Annotated in this window: 8 protein-coding genes; all 8 read left to right on the forward strand. The window is 38.8% G+C overall.

Annotated features, from left to right (window positions below; all coding sequences use genetic code 11):
- The first annotated feature begins 14 nt into the window (after positions 1-14).
- The 8 genes from ACT89M_RS04680 to ACT89M_RS04715 are packed head-to-tail and all read left to right on the forward strand — an operon-like array spanning position 15 to position 23,209.
- Entirely contained in the window at positions 15-1,034 is a 1,020-nt protein-coding gene (locus tag ACT89M_RS04680) for a fatty acid desaturase family protein (RefSeq protein WP_154891150.1), read from the forward strand.
- A gap of 29 nt (positions 1,035-1,063) precedes the next feature.
- Positions 1,064-2,608 (forward strand): serine hydrolase domain-containing protein, encoded by a 1,545-nt coding sequence (locus ACT89M_RS04685; protein ID WP_154891151.1) that lies wholly within the window; start codon positions 1,064-1,066, stop codon positions 2,606-2,608.
- Positions 2,596-3,888: an MFS transporter gene (locus ACT89M_RS04690; protein WP_154891152.1), complete on the forward strand. Its 1,293-nt coding sequence runs from the start codon at positions 2,596-2,598 to the stop codon at positions 3,886-3,888. The genes ACT89M_RS04685 and ACT89M_RS04690 overlap by 13 nt, the downstream gene beginning before the upstream one ends.
- 17 nt (positions 3,889-3,905) lie before the next feature.
- Positions 3,906-17,795 carry a non-ribosomal peptide synthetase gene (locus ACT89M_RS04695; protein WP_308722290.1) on the forward strand — a complete coding sequence of 4,630 codons (13,890 nt, stop codon included), beginning with the start codon at positions 3,906-3,908 and terminating at the stop codon, positions 17,793-17,795.
- Between the two features lie 26 nt (positions 17,796-17,821).
- Positions 17,822-20,443 carry an amino acid adenylation domain-containing protein gene (locus ACT89M_RS04700; RefSeq protein ID WP_308722291.1) on the forward strand — a complete coding sequence of 874 codons (2,622 nt, stop codon included), beginning with the start codon at positions 17,822-17,824 and terminating at the stop codon, positions 20,441-20,443.
- A 20-nt stretch (positions 20,444-20,463) separates the two neighbouring features.
- Positions 20,464-21,585 (forward strand): guanitoxin biosynthesis PLP-dependent (S)-gamma-hydroxy-L-arginine cyclodehydratase GntC, encoded by a 1,122-nt coding sequence (gntC, locus tag ACT89M_RS04705; RefSeq protein WP_308722292.1) that lies wholly within the window; start codon positions 20,464-20,466, stop codon positions 21,583-21,585.
- Positions 21,576-22,361 carry an alpha/beta fold hydrolase gene (locus ACT89M_RS04710; RefSeq protein ID WP_253497057.1) on the forward strand — a complete coding sequence of 262 codons (786 nt, stop codon included), beginning with the start codon at positions 21,576-21,578 and terminating at the stop codon, positions 22,359-22,361. Before gntC ends, ACT89M_RS04710 begins: the two co-directional genes overlap by 10 nt.
- A complete protein-coding gene (locus ACT89M_RS04715) occupies positions 22,358-23,209 on the forward strand; it encodes a DUF2785 domain-containing protein (protein WP_308722293.1) in 852 nt (283 codons plus the stop codon). The genes ACT89M_RS04710 and ACT89M_RS04715 overlap by 4 nt, the downstream gene beginning before the upstream one ends.
- The last annotated feature ends 161 nt before the right edge of the window (positions 23,210-23,370 follow it).

Here is a 23,370-nt window from a genome sequence, read left to right on the forward strand (position 1 = left end):
TAGGAGCCTGACATATGAGTGAATCGGCTGTCCAACAAATAACTTATGAAAGTGAAAGAGATATTCATGATGTCCAATACTACAAGGGTATTCCTTTCAATAAAGAAATACTTCAGGAAATACGAATTCTTCAGGAAAAAAATAACTGGTATAACTTCTTTTCGATCGCCTTGGACTGGCTACTGATTGCTGCCGCCATTACTGTATCACAGATATATCCTAATCTTCTCGTTTATATTCTTTCAATTATATTGATTGGAGGAAGAATGAGGGGGTTGGATAATCTCATGCATGAAGCAAGTCATGGAATGTTATTCAAAAATCGCAAATTGAATAAATGGGTAGCTTCCATTTTTGTGGCATTCCCTACATTTACAAACTACACTGCGTATTGTAATTCGCATTATAAACACCATAAATACTTATGGACTGAGAAGGACCCAGATACTGCGGAACTGAAATCTCTTGGTCTTAGCCAGTCAACAATATCCAAGAAAGATTTCGTGTTCAAATACATTCTCGGTTCTTTTATTATCAAGCATATCTTCAAAAACATTCGAGGCTGCATTGCTAGATTATTTTCTAAAGAAGAACAAAGCTTGGTGGAGTATGTAATTAAGTTGGGATTTTGGTTCACTGTAATTACACTATCCATTGTATTCGGATTCTGGTTGCAGCTTATATTGTATTGGTTTGTGACACTGGTTACTGTTTTCCCCATTATACGGTTTTGGTCTGATCTTTCAGACCACTCGGGTTTGGAAGGGGCAGACCCCCTATATTCAAGTAGAAACAATTATGGAAATTGGCTAGAAAGACTCATCTTATCTCCTCATCATGACAGTTATCATATTGTACATCACCTTTTTGCATATATTCCTCATTATAATCTAAGAAAAGCACATATTGTTTTGATGAAAAATCCAGAATACGCAAAGGCACATCATTGTACGGGCTTCTTTAAAACATTTCTGCCAGGATTCAGTTCAGTGATCGATGATGTTGTAAAAAAATTAAATTTTAAACAACAATAGCATCGATATAGAAAAAGGAGAGCCGTGAAATGAAGAAGCTCAACAAGCTATTATGTATAGTCATTTTTTTTACTTTGTACATGTCAATGAATAGCGCTAACGTGAATGCACAACCTTTTCAAATAGAACAGCAACAGATCGAACGGGTTGTTAGCTATTTTGAAGATCAGATGAAAAGGGCAGATATACCAGGCGCGGCAATTGTTATTGTTCAGGGAGATAAATTGCTCTATAAAGGTGGCTTTGGATTCAAAGATCTGAAAGCTGAACAATTGGTAGACGCTGGTACCTACTTTGAACTTGGTTCTACAACTAAAGCATTTACTGCTCTTGCAATTTTAAAATTAGAACAAGAAGGAAAGGTTCGGTCTGAAGACCCAGTAACAATGTATATTCCTGAATTCAATATGTATTTTAACGGGGCAAAGGCTGATATTACGATCAGACAGTTGCTGAACCATACAAGCGGGATTGCTTTCGAAACCATAGATGAGATTCCAAAGAGTACAGAAAATGATGCATTAGAGAAAACCGTACAGTTATTAGTGGGGCAAGAGCTACAAAGCGCCCCCGGTAAGGAGTTCTCCTATGCAACAATTAATTACGATATTTTAGGTTTAATTATTCAGCGTGTGACAGGTCAATCATATGAGGCATATATGACAGATCATGTTCTAAAACCACTTGGAATGAATCATACCTATTTATTTAAATCGGATGTTCCACAACATGAAGTCTCTAAGGGATACAAAATGTTTTTTTTGAAACCTCGCTTGTACGATGCACCGACCTATAGAGGCAACACGCCAGCTGGTTATATTCTAAGTAACGCGGAAGAAATGGAAAAATGGTTAAAATTCCAGTTAGGCTTTCTCGGAGAAGGGCAAATTGACAGCTCTCTAGTATTAAAGTCGCATCAATATGATCCGGCGTATGTAGCTACCGGAGAAGATTGGATGTATAGGGACGGATGGTATATCGATGACCAGGGCAGACGTATCTACCATGGTGGAAATAATCCAAACTTCTCATCAGCTATCTTTCTACAGCCGAATGAAGGTTTGGGCGTGGCCTTGCTTGCTAACATGAACTCGGATTATACGTATTCTACGGCCAAGGACATTATAAAAATGCTGATGGGACAAAATGTGAATACAGTGATCTCTGATGTATATTCAGTTACCGACAAGGTTTCCGTTGTAGTGTGTGTGATCATGTCTCTGGTTATTATTACCTTGTTGATTGCAATGTGGAAGTTAATATTACAGATAATTAATAAACAAAGAAGATTTGTAGCACCTAAGTTCGGTACAAACTTTATGATTTTATTTTTTCTTCTCTTATTAATCGTTTTTGAATGGATAATCTACTATATTCCTCAATTTGCATTTAATGGTGTAGGGTGGGGGTTTGTATCGGTATGGGCTCCGTTAACTATACTGATAGCAGTTGCTGAGTTAGGAGCAGGTGTTGGAATGTATTTTCTATATAGAATTGCAGTTCTTCTTTTTAGAAAAGAAGATGGTGCTCCTAACCAAAATATAAGAGCAGGGGGCGGAACATGGGAAATGTAGAGTTGCAGATGAAGACTAAGCCTCAACAAGCTATTAAATATAACCAGAATTTTTTGTGGTTTTTATTTGGAAGAAGTTTGTCGGTAGTTGGCACGAGTGTGTTTGATTTTGTTCTGAGTTTATATGTATTGGACTTGACAGGCTCGGTAACGGCTTTCTCTACAATATTAGCCTTGGCAATCCTTCCGCAGGCTGCTGTAAATATGTTCGGTGGTGTATTTGTAGATAAGTACAACAAAAAAAAGATTATGATTTTTGCTGAAGTGTCTAGTGCACTTATCTCCATTCTATTCTTATTTTTATTTTTACAGAATCTCCAAAGTATCTTTATAATTTCGGTGCTTGTTATCTTGTTGAATGCATTTCAAAGTCTGTTCTGGCTAGCGGGTAATTCTTCAATTCCTAACATTGTAGGTGAAGAAAGAGTTGCAAAGGCTAATGCTAGTCTGGAAGGAATTTGGGCGGTCATGAATATCCTGGGGCCAGTCATAGGTGCAATTATCTATAATAAACTAGGGATGGTAATGATTTTTTCTCTAAGCTCCATAACTTTTTTAATTGGAGCTTTGTCAGTAATTTTTATCATTTTCGATAGTAAATCCCACGGTGAGAGGCAAGCTGAAGAGAGCTACTGGTCTGATTTGAAAGCGGTATTCATTTTTATTAATGATCAAAAGATTTTAAAGCTTTTGTTGTTCGTAGCTGTATTAATAAACTTTATTTACAATCCCTTATTGTATTTGGGGATACCTTATATCGCTTACGATGTTATGAATGTATCGGCAATTCAACTTTCTTTAATAAGAGGGGCCGCAGCTGTCGGGACGATCCTTGGTGCACTTTATGTATTTAGATTAAAGTCAGGCCACGTAATGTTCAAAAAGTTTTTTATTTTATTGCAAATCCAAGCTTTCATCATAATATGTTGGTCATTTCCATCTTTTCCGATGTTCAAGGAATCCTCCACGTTTCTTATTACTGGTGTATTTATTGTACTGCTGGGCTTAATCAGTATGCTAAACACAGTACAGAATATTCCTATTTTGGGTTACTTTCAAATCGAGATTCCAGAGGATCTACGTGCGCGGGTGTTTGGTATGTTGAAGACGGCATTGTTAATATCTACACCGATTGGTATTTGGTTCTATGGTTTGATTTTCAAATATATCCCATGGACGTATGTCGTTATCGTTTCTGGAGCAGTTATCGTAATATTGTGCTTAATATTAAGTCGAAATCCTGTTTTTACAAGTTTTATAAGGAATATTGACAAAAAATAAAGTTGGGGGATTTTCCTATGATAGAAATGAAAAAGCTCCAAAAAGAAAGTGTAGAAGATATGTATCCCCTCAGCCCTGTGCAGGAAGGGATGTTATTTCATTACCTGAATCACCCAGGCAGTAAATTATATTTTGAACAGCTTGTTCTAGATTTAGATGGTCACGTAGACAGTGCTTTATTCCGAAAAGCATGGCAGCTCGTCGCAGAATCAAATGAGATGCTGAGAACTGTGTTTCGATGGGATAAGTTATCGGCGCCAATACAAATTGTATTGAAAGAATGCTTCCTATCTATAAAAGAGCATGACCTCTCTAGTGAGCGGGAGGACGAACGAGAACGACTTTTGCAATCTATTTTAGAAGAGGATCGTGCTAATCCGATAGATATAAGTAGTGAACCATTCCGGATTATACTTTGTAAGTTGGAGGTTGGTCATTATCAAATGATAATAACCAATCATCATATTATACTGGATGGTTGGAGTAACGGGATTTTGCTGAAAGAATTTTTCCGGTTTTATGGTCAGCTTCGAACTGGACAAGAATTTAGAATTATTACAAAAAATAAGTATAAACAGTTTATAGAGTGGCATCGCCAGCAGGACAGTATGGAACAAAAAAAATTTTGGGATTCGTACTTGAAAGGGTTTGACACCAAAAATCTTTTGCCGAAGCGTAGCAGATTTTCAAAAAAAGTCACTGATCCACATAGTTACCCTTTGACGTTACCAAATGAATTCAAAGAGCGGATGGCACAAACGGTAAGGGAGTTAAAGACAACCTCAGCAACGTTATTATATACTGCATGGGGAATTTTACTACAGCGATATAGTAACACATGGGATGCTGTTCTCGGAACGACAGTATCTGGGAGAAGTGCCTCTGTTGAAGGTGTTGATAATATGGTTGGACTTTTCATTAACACCCCTCCGCTACGGGTGAAAACAGAGCTAAACGATAGTGTCCAGGATCTTTTGAAACGAGTGGAGGCAGGTATTTATGAGAGGGAGCAATACGAAAGTACTTCTATTGTAGATATTAAGGCTTGCAGTGAAGTTGGGATTCAAGAGTCTTTGTTTGATTCAATACTAGTCATTGAAAATTACCCCCTTGAAAAGACTATGATGAAATCGGAAGATGGACTAAGGGTAACTGACTACTCCATATTTGAACAAACCAATTTTGACCTTACAGTCGAAATTGAACTTTTTGATGAAATAAGATTAACATTCTCATATATGAGTGATTTGTTTGACGAAGCAATGATTCAGAGGATGTCTATGCACTATGTGAATATATTAGAACAGATGATTTGGAACTATAATTTGCCGATCACTCAGATTGATCTGTTGACTAAAGAGGAAGAGAAGCAATTAAGTATAGAGTTTAACTCAACTACAGCTGATTATCCTAATTTTGCGATGATTCATGAACTGTTTGAAAATCAAGTAAAGAAGACCCCAGATCATGTAGCAGCTGTCTATGGTAATTCTAGGGTGACTTATAGGCAACTTAACGAACGCTCCAATCAGCTTGCTCGGAAACTGAGAAGCATGGGGGTTGGAAGAGATTCGATCGTGGCGTTGATGGCTGAACGATCACTGACGATGATTACAGCTATTATGGCTATTGTCAAGGCAGGCGGTGCTTATTTGCCGATTGATCCAGAATATCCGCAGGATCGTATCCAGTTTATTCTTGAGGACAGCGGAGCAAAGATGCTATTAACACAAAAGCATTTGGTAGAGCGTCACACTCTCAATATTCAGATGATAAATGCTGATGATCCCAAGTGGTATGAGGGTGAATACTCCAATCTGGAACGTATGGGCTCCTCAGAGGATTTGGCTTATGTTATTTACACTTCGGGTTCTACTGGAAAGCCTAAGGGAGCGATGATTGCTCATTATTCTCTTGTTAATCGGATAAACTGGATGCAGAAACAATATCCGATTAATGAGTCTGACGTAATTATGCAGAAAACCCCATTTACTTTTGATGTATCTGTGTGGGAAATGTTTTGGTGGACGGTGAATGGTGCGAGTGTATGTTTCTTGGAGCCAAGCGGTGAAAAAGATCCACACGCGATTATAAAATGCATTCATCAACACAATGTAAGTACGATGCACTTCGTACCGTCGATGTTAAACAGTTTTCTAGATTATGTTCAAGTGATGGATGAAGTAGAGATGATTTCCAGTCTGAAACGAGTATTCTGCAGTGGGGAAGCACTTGGAGTGAGTCAGGCGAAGAAATTTAATGATTATTTACATGAAACAATGCAGGTAGAATTAATAAATTTATATGGACCGACAGAGGCTACTATTGATGTATCTTATTATAATTGTTCTGCAGATAATCGTATGGAACTCATTCCAATTGGAAAGCCAATAGATAATATTCAGTTATATATTTTGGATCAGGTTGGAAAACTGCAGCCTGTAGGTATAACGGGAGAACTTTGTATTGCTGGAGATGGCCTTGCGAGAGGATATTTGAACCGAACTGAATTGACATCCGAAAAATTTGTAGATAACCCGTTCGTATCGGGTAAGAAAATGTACAAAACAGGGGATCTCGCACGTTGGTTGCCAGATGGTAATATTGAGTACCTTGGCAGAATGGATCATCAGGTAAAGATTCGTGGAGTCAGAATTGAGCTAGGAGAGATCGAAAAGCAACTTACAGTTTATCCGGCTATAAAGGAAGCAGTGGTTGTTCCAAAAACAGATGAGAGCGGCAGTACTTACTTGTGTGCATATTTTACAGCTGACAACGATGTATTGATTACGGATATTAAGAAACATTTAGCTGCAAATTTGCCTAGCTACAGTATTCCTAGTTTTATCGTTCGATTAAAGCATCTTCCTTTATCATCTAATGGGAAACTAGACCGTAAGGTATTACCGGACCCCGATACAACTTCGACAATAGCGACTGAATACACACCACCGTCTACCATGCTAGAAGAAAAGTTGGTAGCAATATGGCAGCAGGTACTTAATATTCAACAAGTAGGAATTGACTACAATTTCTTTGAAATGGGTGGACATTCATTACGAGCGACGTCAGTTGTATCTAGAATTCATAAAGAAACGGATGTAAAGATCCCGTTAAGTTACATTTTTGAGTATCCAACGATTCGGGAATTGGCAAGTATGATTGAACAATTAGATACAAGTCGTTATATCGAACTACAACCTGTAGGAATAAGGGATCATTATTCAGTTTCCTCGGCTCAAAAAAGACTTTATATTCTGAACCAGTTGGAAAATGGCTCTATGAACTATAACATGTCAGGCACAGTAGTCATACAAGGCAGGCTGGATCGTGAGCATCTGCAGACTGCACTACAACGTTTGATACAAAGGCATGAAGCCCTTCGTACTTCATTTTTGGTGAAGAATGGCGAGATTGTACAAGAAGTCCATCCCGATGCTGAATTTCAACTGGAGCATGTAAAAATGCATGATTTTGAAATTCCGAAAGTTATGCAACAATTTGTAAAACCATTTGATCTGAGTCAAGCTCCGTTGATTAGATGCCGACTGATTGAATCTGAATCGGAGAAGTATGTATTGCTGCTTGATATGCATCATATCATCTCAGATGGTGTTTCAATGAATATTCTCATACAGGATTTTATTGATATTTATAAGGGGAACGAACTCCCTGAACTTGCAATACAATACAAAGATTATTCTGTATGGCAAAATACCATGATAGAATCAAAAGCATTCCTAAATCAGGAAAAATATTGGTTGGATACATTCAAAGGGGGCGTACCGACTCTAGAATTGCCTTTGGATAGGGTTCGACCAACTTCACAAAGTTTTGAGGGAGATAGCTTCACTTTTGAGTTAAAAGCAAGAGATGCTGAAGCGATACTCTCTCTGGCGAATAAAACTGGCACGACGCTCTACATGGTGTTGTTAGCCGCATATCATCTTTTACTCTCCAAATATTCAGGACAAGATGATATTATAATCGGATCGCCTGTGGCAGGACGGCATCATGCGGGGACTGATCGTATTTTGGGCATGTTCGTTAACACGCTTCCGATGCGTAATCACGCTCGGGCTGAATTAACATTTGGGCAGTTCCTTCAACAGGTAAAACAACAGTCTCTGCTAGCATTCGAGAATCAGGATTATCCTTTTGAGCTTCTCGTTGAAAAAACAGTACAAACTAGGGAAATCAGTAGAAATCCGTTGTTTGATACCATGTTTGTGCTTCAAAATACAGAGAACATCACTATTGATTTAGATGGGCTTTCATTTCAATTATATGATTACGAATCTAATATCTCCAAATTTGATCTAACGTTGAGTGCCCAAGAAGAAAAAGGTAGCATATTATTCCGATTCGAGTATGGTATTAATCTCTTTAATAGACCTACGGTTGAAAGGATGGCACAGCACTTCCTGAATTTATTACAAAATATCCCTACATCTTTGAACCAGCGTCTAGCTGAGATGAAAATTATGTCATTTTCTGAGGAAAAGCAAGTTTTATTTGATTTTAATAATACGCGTAGTGTGTATCCTAAAGACAAGACTTTAGGTCAGTTATTCGAAGAACAGGTCGAACGAACACCGGATCAATGCGCGATTATACATGAAAATTATCAGCTAACATATAGAGAGTTGAATGATAAGGTTAACATTCTTTCTTGTGAACTCAGATCGAGAGGTGTAGGTCGGGAGGACATTGTCGCTGTGTTGGCGGAACGCACTCCGGAAATGATTATAGGTATCCTTGCCATTGTGAAGTCGGGTGGGGCTTACATGCCAATAGACTCGCAATATCCTGAACATCGTATACAATACATGATTGAAGACAGTAGAAGTGTACTGCTCTTAACAACTAACAAACAACCTTTAGATATTGGTTATTCAGGAGAATGGCTGGATATAAGTCGGGAAAATGAGCGTCTTTGGAATTCGGAAGCAGACCCTGTTGTGGGAACCAATATGTCATCGGATCTAGCTTATATAATCTATACTTCGGGTTCCACAGGGAGACCGAAGGGGACAATGATTGAGCATAGAAGCGTTATTAGACTTGTGAAAAACACGAATTATATTACCTTTGAAGCGGGAGATAAAATTCTTCAGACGGGATCGCTTGTATTCGATGCTTCTACTTTCGAAGTATGGGGAGCTCTTTTAAACGGATTACAATTATGTCTTGTTGATGAGGACGTAATTTTGTCTTCTCGTAAATTGCATGAAGCGATAGTTGCGTTGGAGATAAATATGATGTGGTTAACAGCCCCTTTATTTAATCAACTTTCTTCAGCAAAACCGGAGATGTTTGAGACGCTTAAATATTTGTTGATTGGTGGTGACGTGTTATCACCTGCACATATTCAAGCCGTAAAAAATCAATGTAAAAATGTCACGATTATTAATGGATATGGCCCGACGGAAAATACAACATTTACTACATGTTTCTCCATCGAAAGCTACGTTAAAGGACCAATTCCGATTGGAAGGCCTATAAGTAATACTAGCGTGTACATTGTAGATAAGAATCAAATGCCTTGTCCTATCGGTGTCCCTGGTGAGCTTTATATTGGTGGAGATGGTTTAGCTAGGGGATATTTAAATAATCCAGAGTTAAATGAAGAGAAGTTCATATCTATTCCTTTGGAACAGTCTGGAGAGTTGACAGATATCAAGGTGTACCGCTCAGGGGATCGTGGGCGTTGGCTGGTTGATGGAAACATAGAGTTCATGGGCAGAATGGACACTCAAGTGAAAATACGTGGATATCTTGTTGAGATTCCTGAAATTGAGAAACGGATTCTCAACTATGAGGGTGTCAAAGCGGTTGTTGTAGTTCCTAAAGGCAGCGAAACCAATAAACAGCTTTGCGCATATCTAACAGCGGATACTACAGTAAAGACGACTGTGATTCGAGAGTTTCTATCATTAGAATTGCCAAGTTACATGATTCCTGCTTATTTTGTCGTTATGGACACCTTGCCTCTAAAAGTCAGCGGTAAGATTGATATCGATGCATTACCGGAGATTGAGGAAAATCTAATAATGCAAGGAAGATATAAGGCTCCTTCCAATGATGTGGAAGAGAAACTAATCAGTATATGGCAAGAACTCTTAGGATTTGAGGAGATTGGAGTAACTCATAATTTCTTTGAATGTGGAGGACATTCCCTGAACGCAACGTTATTAATGGCTCAAATTCATAAGGAATTTGAAGTTGAGATGCCGCTGCGAGAGTTGTTCAAGTGCCCCACTATTGAGCAGCTTGCAGAGTATATTGCTGCGTCTACGAAGTTGAATCAATATGTTCCTATCGAACCCTTGGAAAAAGCCGCTTACTATGCAGCTTCCGCAGGACAAACTAGGTTGTATGTTCTTAGTCAATTAGATGGAGTTGGCGTAAGCTATAACGTCCCAGCAGCCTTTATAGTGAAAGGGAATCTGGATCATACTAGAGTTGAACGGGTTATCCAGCAATTGGTTCAAAGACATGAACTGTTGCGGACATCTTTTGAAATGGTTTATGGGAAGGTCGTACAGATTGTACACGAGAAAGTTGATTTTAGAGTAGAACGACTAGAGACGAAGGAAGAATATATTGAAGAGACTCTTAGAAGGTTTATTCGTCCTTTCAATGTTCATAGTGCTCCCTTAATAAAGGCAGGGATAGCTAACATTCGAGAGGATAGACACCTTTTGCTGTTTGATATGCATCATATGATAACAGACGGAACCTCCATGGGCATTTTAATAGAGGAATTTATCCAATTGTATGAGGGAATTGAGCTATCACCTTGTCGTATTCAGTACAAAGATTTTGCATATTGGCAGAACATGTTACTTGAGAGTGATAGAATTCAACAACAAGAGCAATATTGGCTTGATACATATGCCGGGGAAATTCCAGTTCTGAATTTGCCAACGGACTATGTTCGCCCAGCTATGCAAAGTTTCCAGGGAAAGCGGTTTTCGTTTGAACTAGATAGAATGCTATCAGACCGATTGAACATTTTCGTTAGACAGACGGGTGCAACGCTCTACATGGTCTTGCTAGCAAGTTTTAATGTGCTACTCCATAAATATACTAGTCAAGAGGACATTATTGTCGGCTCTCCGATTGCTGGCAGATCACATGCGAATGTGAAATCTATGCTGGGGATGTTTGTGAATACACTTGCTATGCGTAGTAAGCCTTGCGGTGAAAAGACGTTTTTGAATTTTCTTCGTGAAGTCGAAGAGACGACATTAACAGCTCTGGAGAACGCTGACTATCCATTTGAACAGTTAGTGGAGAAACTGAACATACCAAGAGATAAGGGAAGGAACCCCTTATTCGATGTCTTGTTCGTACTCCAAAATATGAATATGAAAAAGCTTGAAGTTAAAGGACTCCAGTTCGAGCCCCTTCGTGTGGATCACCAAGCAGTGAAGTTTGATCTTGCACTTAACGTTGAGGAGAACGAGGGTGTTGTTCAATTTCTTTTGGAATACAGTACGAAGTTATTCAGGGATGAGACAATGGAACGTTTTAGTAAGCATTTTATATGCATTCTTGAACAAATTGTTGATCATTCTGAATTAAAAATTGCAGAGATCGAACTGTTATCATCTGATGAGAGAGAGCAACTGTTATTTGGTTTCAATAACACAGAAGCTGAATTTCCGAAGGATATCATGATTCATGAATTGTTCAAAGAGCAGGCAGAAAGAATACCTGAGCGGATTGCTGTCGTGTTTGGTGATGAAAGTCTAACATATCAAGAACTTCACGAACGATCCAACCAATTGGCCAGATTGCTTAGGGATAATGGGATAGGAAGAGATGATGTCGTAGCATTAATCGCTGAACGCTCAATTGAGATGATTGTAGCTATTATGGCTATTGTTAAAGCGGGAGGGGCTTATCTTCCAATTGATCCTCATTATCCGCTGGAACGTATTCAATTCATGCTAGAAGATAGTAATTCTAAGATTTTATTGACGCAAGAAATATGGATGGCTCAGTTTAGTGCGTGCCATTTAAAAGTGATGAGTTTAAATGATTCAACTTTATATCAAGGTGACAGCTCAAATCTGGTTCGTGTGGGAACTTCCCAAGATCCGGCTTATATCATCTACACTTCTGGGTCTACAGGTCAACCCAAGGGAGTTATTATTGAACACCAAGCTTTGGTGAACCGAATTCTATGGCAGCAAAAGAAATATCCTATCGGTGAACAGGATATTATTATGCAAAAAACTCCATTTACTTTTGACGTGTCAGTATGGGAGATGTTCTGGTGGGCGATTACAGGCGCTCAAGTATGTTTCCTACAACCCGGAGGTGAAAAGGATCCTGCTGCAATCATTGAGTGTATTGATCATCATCAGATTACCACAATGCATTTCGTACCATCAATGTTAGGAATCTTCCTTGAAGAAATTGAAAGGCCAGAGACGGTTAACAAATTAACAAGTCTTCGTCAAGTTTTTACTAGCGGAGAGGCACTGAGCGGAAAACAAGCAATTAAATTCAATGAACTTCTTTGCGATAGTATAGGGGTCAAACTGATTAATCTCTATGGACCGACGGAAGCGGCGATTGATGTAACCTATTTTGATTGTTCAATGAGAGATGATCTGGAGAATGTCCCCATTGGCAAACCGATTGATAATATTCAAATCTATATTGTTGATGCAGAGGATAAGTTAAAACCAATTGGGGTTCCAGGAGAACTATGCATTGGCGGCACTGGCCTTGCAAGAGGTTATCTGAATCGCACTGAACTTACGGCAGAGAAATTTGTACTCAATCCCTATGTGCCAGGTAGCAGAATGTATAAGACCGGGGATATGGCTAAATGGTTACCTGATGGGGAGATCGCATATTTAGGAAGACTTGATGACCAAGTCAAAATTCGTGGGATTCGGATTGAGTTAGAGGAAATTGAAAGGAAATTGGTTCAACATCCTCAAATCAAAGAAGCAGTAGTGGTGGCAAGAAGTCGTGCAGGAAATCCATATCTATGTGCTTACTTTACTGTTTCTTCTGAGGTAACAATTAGCGAACTACGGACATATCTCTTAAAGAAGCTTCCGGATTATATGGTGCCGAGTTTTATGCTGCAACTTGAAAACATTCCATTGAGTCTGAATGGGAAAGTAGATCGCAAGGCACTTCCGGTGTTAGACAAAGAAGTCGTTACACAAACGCCATATATTGCCCCATCAACTCTTCTTGAAATAAAAATTGCGGAAATATGGAATCAAATTATGGGACCGGGGCATGCCATCGGTGCGTGTGACAACTTTTTTGAAATCGGAGGTAACTCTTTAAGCGCTGCAGCTGTGGTATCCAAAGTACGCAAACAGCTGAGGGTTGAAATTCCATTGAGTGAAATGTTCAATAGCCCCACTGTTAAACAGCTAGCTGAATATATTGAGAGCCAGAAGCGTGTTTCCTATAATCCCATTCAGTCTGCAGAGTTCAGGGATTATTATCCCGTATCTTCCGCGCAAAAAAGATTATACATGATGTGCCAATTTAATGGAGTAGATACCAGTTACAATATGCCTGTCGCATTGTCTCTAAAGGGTATCCTTAATATGACCAGTTTGAAGGAAGCAGTTCAGAAGCTCATAGATCGACATGAAGGATTGCGTACAACTTTTGATATAGTAGACGATCAGATTGTTCAGAGAATCCATACAGATGTAGTTAGTTCCATTGACATTCTGACAGATTCGGGACGACATATTCATGAAATTCAGAGAGCATTTGTCCGGCCATTTGATCTGTCTGAGGCCCCATTATTAAGAGTCGGGTTGGTAAAAATTGCAGACAATGAGCATATGTTACTGATGGATATGCACCATATCATCTCGGATGGTTTGTCTATGAATATTCTAATTCAAGAGTTTTGTAGCTTGTATCAAGGGCTGTTGTTACCCGAAATTGGTATTCAATATAAGGATTATGCTGTATGGCAAAACAGTAGTGAATATAAGGAAGCTATAGCTGAGCAAAGGGAGTATTGGCTTGAGCTTTTTTCGAGAGATATCCCTGTATTGGATATGCAAACGGAAGGAGTACGTCCTGCAATCCAGAGCTATAATGGGGCTAGCATAGACCTCCAGCTTGACCAACAGCTAAGTTTATCTTTGAAGAGGTTTGCAACTGACAATGGAGCGACGCTTCATATGCTTATGATGTCAGCATTTTATGTCTTGTTGTATAAATATACCGGTCAGGAAGAGTTCGTTATTGGGACGCCTATCGCGGGAAGAGATCAGGAAGAATTAAAAAATACTGTTGGAATGTTTGTTAATATGCTACCACTACGAAATAAAGTATCTGGTGGGCAAACGTTTAACCAGTTGCTCCAAGAATGTAAACTGACTGCACTTGCAGCTTATGACAATCAAAATTATTCGTTTGATGATCTGGTTGAACAACTTCATTTGCAAAGAGATTTGAGTAGAAATCCATTATTTGATGTGGTTTTTGCTTTACAAAGTATCACTCAAGATGTTTTTTCAATGGGTGAAGACTTGAAACTTAATTTTCACAATTTTGAGAGTCGTACAGCGAAATACGATTTATCTATGGATATTTTAGAACAGCCAGATGTAGTGTCAATTAGCATAGAATACTGTACTGACTTGTTTTCCAAGACAATGATAGGAAACCTTGCGAAACATTATGTAAATATCCTTAAGGAAATAGTTGAACGTTCTGAAATTAAGATTCAAGAACTTAACATGCTAACAATAGAGGAAACAAGCCGAATATTGCATGAGTTTAACAGAACTGAGAGAAGTTACGATCGCGAACAGACATTGCATGCACTGTTCGAAAAGCGCTCATTGCTGAATCCTCTTGAAATTTCATTAGTTTATGGTGATGTCAAAATTTCTTACGACCAGTTAAACAAGAGAGCAAATCAGGTTGCGCATATTCTCAAAGATAAAGGAATAGCAAGAAATGATATCGTTGGAATTCTGGCGGGGCGTTCTATAGACATCATTGTAGCCATACTTGCTGTGCTAAAAGCGGGGGCAGCTTATATGCCTATTGATCCTGATTATCCAGAGGAACGTAAGAATTATATGTTGAAGGACAGTAGAGCCAAGCTCTTGATGACGACGGGAATTACGATGGCACCAGATGATTATAATGGAGCAGTAATAAATCTTGATGACGAATCGTTGTACAAGGGAGTCTCTCATAACCTTGAGAACGTAAATGAGGCACAAGATTTAGCGTATATCATGTATACATCAGGATCTACTGGAAATCCGAAAGGTGTTATGATCACACATCAGAGCGTTCATAATTTGTCCATGTACTATCATGAAATGTTCGACTTGTCACTTCATCGGAATATTGTTCATATGGCTAATGTATCGTTCGATGCTTCGATCGTCGAAATTTTTCCACCACTTATATATGGGGCTACGATATTTATTCTTGAGAAGGATCAGGCACTTGATCGGAGGGCATTCCTTCATTTCGTGAAGGAAAATAGTATTCAGATCGCTCAGTTTGTACCGGTTACGTTGAAAGAGCTCTTGAGCTATGATGAGAAGCCTGAAAGTCTAGATATTGTTATTGTTGCGGGTGATAAGCTGGACGATACTCTTAAACTAGATATTCTTTCCAAAGGTTATCAATTAACTAATCATTATGGTCCTACCGAAGCGACAGTAGATTCGATCGTAGCAATATGTAATCCGTGGTCTACGACGATCGGCAAGCCTATCGCAAACACAAGAGTTTACATTTTGGATAAGGATAACAATATTTCCCCCATCGGGGTTCCAGGAGAATTATGTATTGCAGGAGATGGGCTTGCCCGCGGATATCTGAACAATCAGGAACTTACAGCCAAAAAGTTTTCAGATAATCCTATATCTCCTGGTGAGGTCATTTATAGAACGGGTGACTTAGGAACCTGGACAAGTGACGGAGACATCATATTTTTAGGGCGTCAAGATAATCAAATCAAGCTTAGGGGATATCGAGTTGAACCAGGGGAGATTGAAGAGAAATTGCTGAAATATGTTGGGATTAATGAAGTAGTAGTCATTGATCGCATAGATAAGACCGGAAGCAAGTATCTTTGTGCTTACGTGATTTCAGATGGGGAACTCGACCTTAAAGCGATAAAGAGATATCTTTCGAAGGAGCTTCCCGAGTATATGATCCCTACGCGTTTCATGCGAATCGAGGAGTTTCCATTAACTTCTAACGGAAAAGTAAATAGTAAAGTTTTACCGGAACCAGAGAACTTACAGAGCCTGAGTATCGAGTACACTGCACCAGTTAACGAGACTCAAAAAATTTTAGTACAGATGTGGGAACAGGTTCTTGATGTAACAGGTATCGGCATCCATCATAACTTCTTCGAATTAGGTGGACATTCGTTGAAAGCAACTATCCTTATATCAAAAATACACAAGGAATTAAATACAGTTGTTCCTTTGGCTAAACTATTCAGGCATCCTACAATTCAAGAATTAACAACATTCATTCAGGCAGCTGAATACAATCCGCATATTTCAATCCAGTCTGCGGAGATCATGCCATATTATCCAGTATCCTCATCTCAGAAACGAATTTATATCATGTGGAAGATGAATGAACATTCCACAGCATACAATATGCCATCAGGAATGATTCTTGAAGGGGAAATGGATATATTGAAGTTTGAGAATGCAGTGAAGAAACTGGTCGAACGGCATGAGATATTAAGAACTTCGTTTGATCTAAATGATGGTGAACCTGTGCAGATTGTTCAATCTCATGTTGACACGGATATCCAATTCTTAAAAGGGACAGAAGAAGAACTTAGAGAACGTGCGTTACATTTCATTAAACCTTTTGATTTAACCGCTGCACCTTTGTTTAGAGCAGCTTTGATTACTTTTGAAGAAAATAGGCATTTGATGTTGTTCGATGTGCACCATATTGTATCGGATGGAATATCATTATCAATTATGTTACAGGAATTTGCTAGTTTGTACGGAGGAATCGAACTGGATGACCCAAAACTTCATTATAAGGATTATGCTGTCTGGCATAACCTTTTAATGCAATCGGAAGAGATTAAGGCATCCAGAAAGTACTGGATCGATAGTCTTAGAGATTTTGTTTATACTGAGTTACCTGCTGCCAGGGCATCTGTCGGACAACGACCAAAGGGCATAGTAAAACAAATGGTGATTGATTCTGAATGGATAGGACATGTAAATAAATTTTGTCATAAACATGAGATAACTCGTTCCGTTTTTATATTGGGTGTTTTCCAGATGGCATTACTACGAGTTATGGATCGAAGTGAACTTACATTAGGCGTAACGGTAGCAGGTAGAAGACGAGAAGAGACAGAGTATATGCCGGGAGTATTCCTTAATCTGATGTTGATCAGTTCTAGCCTTCATCATGCGGAGACATTCATTGATTATTTACACCAACTACAGAATAAATTGATGGAAGGTCAGGAACATCAAGATTATCCGTATGAGTCGCTATATGCTGATGCCAAGGAACTATTAAACTTTCGTTACGAATCTTTATTTTCAATCTTGTTTAATTATTTACCGCTAAAAGATGCCGAGGTATGGTCTTTTGAAGGGTTTAACGTTCAGCCATTCACATTTGACGAGTTAGAGCCAAAATATGGATTAACACTCTATGCGGCCGAGACAGAGGACAGTATTACATTGGACTACTTGTTCAATAATAGCATCGATGAGTCAATGATGCTGAACTTGACTGAAGGATTCAAAACAGTACTTGAAGTTGTAGTTGAACAAAACGAAATTCCGATTAGTAGGGTCTTCCTATCGCCAAAAGAGAGCCCGAATGTATTTCTGGAGGAATTCGACGACGCATTTGATAATGATGATTTCTTCTGACTATTTGAAGCGGGGGGCTACAATCTATGACATCAATAGCAACCGTAAAATTGAAAAACGTTCATGAGACAGTAAGTTATGTAGCAAGTAATACACCTGATCACATTGCAATCGAGTGGGGTACCAGGAAGGTCACTTATGCTGAATTAGAGCACCAGTCGAATTTGATCTCAAATTTTTTGCGAGAGAAGGTAGGAAAGCAAAAAAATATCGGAGTAATGCTGGATAACAGCATTACTCTCGTTTCATCCATTCTTGGAATATTCAAAGCCGGTTTAATATATGCACCAATGGATCCCTCCTTCCCTGAAAAGCGACTCCAATACATGATAAATAAAGTGGAGTGTGAGTGGCTGATTACTGATACTGAATGGTTAGATAAGATCGAATTGATTATGAAGGATGCAAACAGGAAAATTAACGTTCTCCTCCTAGATAATAAAGGGATGGTTAGAAAAGGCTATGATCATATCAACGTAGTTATCATGAATTCGAATGCTGAACATGATCAAGAGATGACTGTAGTTGAGGAAAACAAAAATGGCTATATTATTTTCACTTCTGGATCTACGGGCAATCCGAAAGCGATCCTAGGAAGACACCGAAGTCTGAAACATTTTATTGATTGGGAGATCAAGGAATTTGGTGTGGATCAGAGTTTTAGAATTAGTCTACTGACCTCACCTTCGTTTGATCCATTTTTAAGAGATGTATTTGTCCCTTTGTGTTCCGGTGCAACACTCTGTATCCCTGATAGTAGAGAGATGATTGCTGACTCGTCATATCTCTTACAATGGCTGGAGCAGAATAAGGTTCATTTGATGCATCTCGTTCCCACACTATTTCGGTCTTTAACTACAGAGATTAAAGACTCAAATAGGTTAAAGGATCTGCGTTATATCCTTCTAGCTGGTGAAATGCTGAGAGGAAGCGATGTAAAACCGTTTATAGAATTATTTGGAAGTAGAATACAACTGGTGAATATGTATGGTCCAACTGAAACAACGCTAGCAAAATTTTTCTACAGAGTACAGGAAGAGGATGCCAATCGCATCACGATTCCTGTGGGACGACCTATTTCAGATACAAATGTGATGATTCTAACCAGTGACATGCAGATTTGTCCTGAGGGAAACATAGGAAATATCTACATTCGGACACCCTACATATCTTCAGGTTATTACAAAGACCGTGATTTGACTGCATCCGTCTTCATGAAAAATCCGTTTACGGATAATCCTCAGGATATCATTTACAAAACGGGAGACGTGGGCAAGATGATGCATGGAGGCAACTTGGATTTAATAGGCAGGGCTGACCATCAGGTCAAGATTCGTGGATTTCGAATCGAACCTGAAGAAATTGAGAATGTGCTATTAAAACACGACGATATTCGTGAGGCTATTGTAACAGCCCAAGAAGAAAAAGGCGGGGACGCCTTATTGTGTGCTTATATTGTTGCCAACAGAGAACTTACTGTTCCTGAATTAAGAGAACATCTGTCCGCTAATCTGCCTGAGTATATGGTTCCATCTTACTTTGTTCAATTAGAACATATACCACTTACACCAACAGGGAAAGTTGATCGCAAATCGCTTCCTAGGCCTCAAGCAGTTCAGAACCTTGGTGTTGAATATCAGGCACCCAATACCGAAGTTGAGCAGAAGCTGGTGCATATCTGGGAACGTGTCCTGAACATTAAAGAAATTGGTACTAACTATAATTTCTTCGAGATTGGTGGTAATTCCATCAATTCTCTCAAGATTGTGAGTGAAATTAAAAAAGAATTCCAGGTGAATATCTCACTGGGCGAGTTGTTTTCCAATCCGACGATATCTGCTTTAGCGAGTAGTATTGAGATGGAAGGCATGTTCTCGCATATGGAATGTGTAGTTAGAATGAATCGGGTTTCAAGTGAGAAAAAAAATATTTTTATTCTTCACAGCCTTGATGGCACAGTATTCGGATATAAAGAATTAGCTAAGCGCCTTGAACAGGATTGCAATTTTTATGCTGTGCAGGGCAAAGGATTAATTGAAGGGTCTTCATTGCCTCAGAACCTGGATGAATTAGTGTCATTCTATATGCATGAGATTAAACAGGTGCAGCCTAAGGGGCCTTATATTATTGGGGGACATTGCTTCGGAATTATGTTTGCGTATAGCCTTGTGCAAATGTTAGAGAATATGGGGGAAACTGTTGAAAAGCTGATTGTTATCGATGAGCAGCCATGGTTAAATGATAACCAGCTTAAATATGTGTGGCTCCGTTCTGTTTTGTCGAGACCATATAAAGTGGTAAAACGATCCATGCTTCGAAGATTTCAGAAATCACCGAATAGTTGGACTCACGACTATTATCTAAAACATTCTAAAAAAAATATAAGTAACTTCCCACAAATGACTGTTCAAGAAAACTTCAGATATATTGAAAAAAAGTATAAAATCAGGTCCAAAATTGAAAGTGATATTTTAGCAATCAAAGCAAATGATTCGGTATGGGTAAGATTCACTCAATCGTACTGGGAAAAGATGACCCGAGGAAAAGTAACTATTATAGATACTCCAGGAGATCATTGGAATCTGTTTTCTGATCCCTATTTACTAGGTTTAGTTGAAATCTTCCAGAAAGAATTGAAAAATAAATGATATAAAAGGAGAGTTCAATTATGCAAATGGCACTGCACTTGATGGAACCTTGGTTGATCGAAAATCAATATACGAAATTTAATCTAGGAGAAAGTGGGATAGAAGATCGCACACTTGGTGAAGTCCTTGAGCTTACTGAAACGAAGATAGAAGAGTTGCTTCAATGCAGTTTTAAAAACAATGATACGTACGGTTCCCTCCAATTGAGAACAAGTATTGCTTCATTTTATGACAATGTAAGCCCTGAAGAGATTATTGTAACAACAGGTGTAAGTGAAGCTGTCTTTATTTATTATCATCTTCGTTATGAGCCGGGTGCAAATGTTATTGTTCCATTCCCTGCATTCCAGACCTTATATGAAGTTCCTAAGTATTTAGGTTATGAAGTCAGATTATTAGATCTCAAGACCGAGGAAGGATTTAAAATCAATATAGAAAGTTTGAAATCCATGATTGATAACAACACCAAGATCATCGTGCTGAACAATCCTCATAATCCTACTGGGGCACTTCTTACAGATAGTGAAGTTGCGGAAATTATTCAGATTGCTGAACAGTATGGAATTGAAATCTTGGCTGATGAACATTACAGGTTTATTCCTTATGGAGATGAAGATTTAATTCCATCTCTATATGGAAAGTCGGAGTGTGTTGTCGCTGTGGGGTCGATGATAAAATGTCTCGCCTGTGTTGGACTTCGGGTAGGTTGGGTGGTTGCAGATAGAACGCTGGTTGATCAAATTCGTGATTTTAAAGATTATACGACACATACGATTTGTTCAATTAATGACTTCCTGGCCTATCGTCTTCTGCTTCACTGGGAAAAAATTGGTATGGAGCACAAGTCATGGGTATTGGAAAATATAATTGAATTTAGAAAACTTGTTGCCAGGCACAACTCCGTCATAGACTGGATTGAACCAAAAGGAGGTATTGTGGCATTTCCTTTTTTGAAAGATAAGTCGATCAGTAGTCAGCATTTTGCAGAGAGGTTAATTGAGAATACTGAGGTGTCAGTTCTGCCTGGTGAAGTCTTCGAGCGACCAGGTCATTTCCGGATTGGTTTCGGTCTCCATCCTGACAAATTTCGTGGCGCAATGGAACGGATGTCTCAATTCCTCACAGCAAAAGCATGGGAATAAATACTAATGGGTCTGGTTTTTTTAATAGGTATGACGAAGCTTATTATATATATGGGGATTGCAAATTGTATTGTAAATATTCACGAAATGGGACCCCAAGCGTTGTCTTTATTGCTGGCTTAGGCGACAGCTGTGAGACATGGAATCTGATTCAGGATCAGATATCAGAAGTAGCATCAACGTTCTCGTATGACCGCGCAGGGGTAGGAAAAAGTGAAGGAACTTCAGTACCTCGGACTTGTAAAGATCTGGTGAACGAGATGTTAGAATTGTTACTTGTACACAATATGAAATCGCCATTTATACTGGTGGGCCATTCTTTTGGAGGTTTAATAGCCAGATTATGCGGGAGCTTGTATCCAAATCTTGTATCAGGGATTGTTTTAGTTGATGGGGTTCCGGAATATAAGGAACTTGCCTATGAAAAGGTATTGACTGGAACACTGCGTGTAAGTAATAGGGAATATTACGAAAATCCACTTTTAAATCATGAGTTGATTGATAAGGTAGCTAGTTATGAACAGATTACTCAACACTCCCAGTTATATGATATTCCTCTCTCAATTATTACAAGAGGCTTGCCGGATCGGATGGAAGACACCTGGCCTGCTCAAGCCATTTTGGAAATTGAGCAAAAGTTACAATTTGACTTTCAGAAGTTGTCAACGTCAAGTAGACATAGGATTGCTTGTTGCAGTGGACATAATATCCATCATGATGAACCGGAAATTGTAATTGAAGAGATTATGGGCATATTAAAGGAGATGAAAAAATGAACGATTTGCGTGCAAAGCTTATCATGGATCTGCAGAGAATTGAAGCAGAGGATTACCACCTTCGTGAAGGGGAATATCTGCATGATATATTACCACTAATGCTGCGATATATCGGAGATCCGCATCCCGAACTTCGCGATGAGTTAATTTATCCAACGTTTTATAATTGGATACAAACCGAGAATTTATTTTCTCGAGAAGAATTATGTAATCTTCTAAATACTCTAATAGATGAGCAGCATTTGTTTTATCATATTGGCAATGTAGGAGATGAGACCGTATTCACAAGGACATTCTCTGCCCTACCAATTGCTTTAATTATTCGCAGCCATCGTCAGAATCCTTTTCTGAATTCATTTGATTTTATAAAGTTGAAGAATGTACTTCTTCGTTACTATAAGGAAGAGAAAGATTTGAGGGGTTACGTACCTCAAGGAGGGTGGGCTCATAGTGCAGCTCACGGTGCGGATATGTTAGTGGAGCTGATACAATGTCCAGAGAGTGACTCAGATTTGCAGTTAGACATTCTAAATTCGATTCAGAACATGCTGGAAAATAAAACACATATCTTCAGTGAAGAAGAAGATGAGCGAATGACAACCATTCTGGATACCATAATAGAACAGAGTTTGCTTTCGCAAAAGGATATCATATCATGGATTAACGGATTGGTTCGATGTAAAAGCTGGCCTAGAAATCGAGGTCAGGTTATATCCAGAGTGAATGTTAAAAACTTCTTACGCAGTCTCTATTTTCGTAGGTCCCAGGATGAACGAGATAATAATCTTGTTGAAGCAATCCGTTCAGCTGAGATGAATGTGAATAAATTCGCCAAGTCTAGGGTTTAGTTGAATAATAATAGGGACCGTTTTGTAGGCTAGCTTACAAAACGGTTTTTTTATCTTTGTAAACGGAGGATGCAGAGTGGAATATACAAATGTGCAGTTTATCCAATGGTATTCCTGATGTAAAAGCGAGGAATAAAAGTGGCAATATTGGCTTTTGCTAT

It is taken from the genome of Paenibacillus sp. NN59, assembly GCF_057597225.1.